This window comes from Trichococcus sp. (assembly GCF_049589555.1).
Lineage (GTDB): Bacteria > Bacillota > Bacilli > Lactobacillales > Aerococcaceae > Trichococcus.
Genome location: NZ_JBAWAZ010000346.1, coordinates 1 through 3,358, shown reverse-complemented (window position 1 = coordinate 3,358; position 3,358 = coordinate 1). Strand labels below are relative to the sequence as shown.

Annotated in this window: 4 protein-coding genes and 6 tRNA genes; all 10 read left to right on the top strand. The window is 45.2% G+C overall.

Annotated features, from left to right (window positions below):
- The first annotated feature begins 9 nt into the window (after nucleotides 1-9).
- The 10 genes from WBV27_RS12035 (at nucleotide 10) to WBV27_RS11990 (ending at nucleotide 3,289) form a co-directional block, all read left to right on the top strand.
- A tRNA-Phe gene (locus WBV27_RS12035) sits at nucleotides 10-82 on the top strand.
- Between the two features lie 13 nt (nucleotides 83-95).
- Nucleotides 96-176 (top strand) — tRNA-Tyr (locus tag WBV27_RS12030).
- A gap of 11 nt (nucleotides 177-187) precedes the next feature.
- Nucleotides 188-260, top strand: a tRNA-His gene (locus WBV27_RS12025).
- Between the two features lie 8 nt (nucleotides 261-268).
- A tRNA-Gln gene (locus tag WBV27_RS12020) sits at nucleotides 269-340 on the top strand.
- 23 nt (nucleotides 341-363) lie between these two features.
- Nucleotides 364-434: transfer RNA gene (locus tag WBV27_RS12015), tRNA-Cys, on the top strand.
- Nucleotides 435-473: 39 nt separating this feature from the next.
- Nucleotides 474-557 (top strand) — tRNA-Leu (locus WBV27_RS12010).
- Between the two features lie 160 nt (nucleotides 558-717).
- Complete coding sequence (locus WBV27_RS12005) at nucleotides 718-1,056, top strand: winged helix-turn-helix transcriptional regulator (protein WP_068561675.1); 339 nt, start codon at nucleotides 718-720, stop codon at nucleotides 1,054-1,056.
- 399 nt (nucleotides 1,057-1,455) lie between these two features.
- The gene (locus tag WBV27_RS12000) at nucleotides 1,456-1,746 is read left to right on the top strand and encodes a hypothetical protein (protein ID WP_424202371.1); all 291 of its coding nucleotides are present in this window, start codon (nucleotides 1,456-1,458) and stop codon (nucleotides 1,744-1,746) included.
- Between the two features lie 16 nt (nucleotides 1,747-1,762).
- On the top strand, nucleotides 1,763-2,389 hold the full coding sequence (locus tag WBV27_RS11995) for an ABC transporter permease (RefSeq protein ID WP_424202373.1): 627 nt from the start codon (nucleotides 1,763-1,765) through the stop codon (nucleotides 2,387-2,389).
- The gene (locus WBV27_RS11990) at nucleotides 2,390-3,289 is read left to right on the top strand and encodes a glycine betaine ABC transporter substrate-binding protein (protein WP_424202369.1); all 900 of its coding nucleotides are present in this window, start codon (nucleotides 2,390-2,392) and stop codon (nucleotides 3,287-3,289) included.
- Nucleotides 3,290-3,358: the final 69 nt, after the last annotated feature.

Genomic DNA, 3,358 nt, shown 5'->3' with positions numbered 1-3,358 from the left:
TTTTATTTTGGTCTGATAGCTCAGTTGGTAGAGCACTTGATTGAAGCTCAAGGTGTCGGCGGTTCGAATCCGTCTCGGACCATTTTTTATATGATGGAGGGATAGCGAAGTGGCTAAACGCGGCGGACTGTAAATCCGCTCTTTCGGGTTCGGCAGTTCGAATCTGCCTCCCTCCATTCTTATGATGGCGATCGTGGCGAAGTGGTTAACGCACCGGTTTGTGGATCCGGCATTCGTGGGTTCAATTCCCATCGGTCGCCCTCTTTATTGGGCTATCGCCAAGCGGTAAGGCAACAGACTTTGACTCTGTCATTCGTTGGTTCGAATCCAGCTAGCCCAGTTTTTTCAAATTAACAGCATTTCGGCGGTATAGCCAAGTGGTAAGGCACAGGTCTGCAAAACCTCTATCACCGGTTCAAATCCGGTTACCGCCTTTCCATAAGTAAGATGGAAAATTGCATTCTTCATATCATGCCGGCGTGGCGGAATTGGCAGACGCGCTGGACTCAAAATCCAGTGCCCGCGAGGGCGTGCCGGTTCGACCCCGGCCGCCGGTATTACACAAAACAGGCTCCTGACGATGACATCATCGTTGGGAGCCTGTTTTTTTGCATAGTTACACTCGAAACTGAAAGGAATATTTGAAATTGTTTCATTTTAAGTATATAATTCGTTGTAACTTACAAAAAGAAACTTACTATCTAAGAGGTGAACAAGATGCTGACCAAAGAAGAATTGCCATTTTGTCCGGTTGCGACAACCGTTGATCTGATCGGAAACAAATGGAAACTGCTGATAATGCGCGAATTGTTGACTGGAACCAAGCGTTTTAACGAGATGCACCGATTGGTTGATGGCATCAGCCAAAAAGTATTGACTGAAAATCTTCGGAAGATGGAGTCTGATGGGATTGTGAAACGGGAAGTATTTCCTGAAGTGCCACCCAGAGTGGAATATTCGTTAACCGATCTTGGAGACTCCCTAAGACCGATCATCAACAGCATGAGTGATTGGGGAACGGATTATATCAAAAATAATCTCTTGGAACAAAAATAAGCTAGCATAGGAAGTAGAAAAGCGGATTGCGAATCCGATCTTTTCTGTAATCCGATGCAGAGCCAAAAGCTATATCATTTTCATCCTCCCTTTTGAAGCGTTATAATGCTTCAAAAGGGAGCTTTTTTTTTACAATCAATTGGTGTAACTATCCTTATTGCTGTAGCTTACAAAAAGGTAAGTACCTGATAAAAAAGTGCGTACTTTTGCAAGGGCATCTTTAAAGATATAGTAAGAGTATGGAAATCCATCCATAAGTATGGAAAGGGAGAAACAGCAGTGAGGTGTTAAGCAAGTTAAACAAGCTCGAATGGCCGTCATGACTATATTGCTTGTGCGATGAAGCTGGCTCGGCGGTAAGTTTCGGTGCGCATATGTTGAAGGAGGGGAACGTAGGCAATGATAGATCCTATATTAGTATTTGCGGCAACCTTTAATACTGACATTAAGATTGCCATTATGTACCTATTCCTTTATTACCCGACAATGAGCTGCAATGACATCGTCCGAATGACGGGTGAGAAAAAAGAAAATGTCATCACCAGTCTGTGGCGATTGCAAATGGATACGATTGTGGTCAATCATATTGAAGATGACACAAGCTGCTATTATTCCTTGACGAGCAGCGGGACAGCCAGTTTGAAGGTGTTCAGCGAGATAGCAGATTTTTCGGATCGTTGTTTGAAATGAAAGGAGGCCCAAAATGCTGATTGATGACATACTGCAATACTTTCAAGAGAATTTTAATCAATATTTGATTTACGTTTATCAGCACCTGGGATTGAGCATCCAAGCGATCGGCATTTCTTGTCTGATCGGCATTCCGTTGGGGTACATCAGCCACAAGCACCGGAAACTCAGCCAGCTGATCACCCTCAGTTCCCAAGCCTTGCGGATCATCCCCAGCTTGGCGGTCCTCTTTTTGTTGATCTCCTTTATTGGGGTCGGAAGGGTTCCAGCGTTGATCGCATTGGTGTTGCTGGGTATTCCGCCGATTTTAGTCAACACAACGGTCGGATTCCTGGAAGTCCCCGCTGTGATGATCGAAACGGGAACGGGTTTGGGGATGACCGATCGGGAGCTCCTGAAAAGGGTGAAGATTCCGATGGCTTTTCCTTTTGTGATGACCGGCGTGAAGCTGGCGTTGGTGGAAATCATCTCGAGTGCGACGTTGGCTACATACATCGGTGCTGGTGGTTTGGGGACACTGATTTTTACAGGATTGGGTTTGAACAGGATGGATCTGCTTCTCATTGGAGGGGTATCGGTAGCGATGATTGCCTTCACGACAAGCATCTTTCTTGATTACATAATCAAAAGGAGCATAAATTAAATGAAAAGAAAAAATATCATTAGTACTATTGCAATGTTGGCCGTAACACTTATAGTCTCAGGTTGTTCAAGTTTGGGTGGCGGCAGCACGGAAGATACAGCCATCCGCGTGGGATCCAAGGATTTCACCGAAAACTTGGTTGTTTCGGAAATTTATGCGTTGGCTTTGGAAGATGCCGGGTATGAGGTTGAAAGGATCCCGAGTATCGCCAGCTCGGTCGTTCATACATCGCTCACCAATGATGAAATCGATCTTTATCCGGAGTATACAGGTACAGGTCTGTTGGTAGTATTGGAAATGGAGATGGAAACCGACCCGCAGAAAGTCTATGACACAATCAAAGCAGAATACGATGAGCAGTTCGATCTGACTTGGTTAGATTATGCGGAAGCCAATGACAGCGCGGGGCTGGTCATCAAAACGAGCGTAGCCGAAAAATACGGTATCGAAACCGTTTCTGATCTGCAGGAACATGCCTCAGAACTTCGGTTTGCTTCCCAGGGTGAATTCGATCAGCGGGAAGATGGCCTTCCTGGTTTGACAAAAGCTTACGGTGAATTCAATTGGAAGAGCTCGACAGTCTACGACAACAGCTTGAAATATGAAGTCTTGAAAAATGATGAAGCGGATGTCGCTCCGGCCTATACGACTGAAGGGCAACTGACCAATAAAGAGGAATTCACTGTTTTGGTTGATGACAAGAAATTCTGGCCGCCATACAACTTGGCTCCAGTAATCCGGAATGAAGTATTGGAAGAAAATCCTGATGTTGCAGAGATTTTGAACAACATCAGTAGCACGCTGGACACAGAAACGGTGACCGGATTGAATGCCAAAGTGGATGTCGATGGAGAAGAATATGAAGCGGTCGCGAAAGAATACTTCGATTCGATAAAATAAGGAGGCGTTAAGGCCGCATGGAGCAAACCGCGATAGAATTCAAAAATGTGACGAAGCTCTACGGGGAAG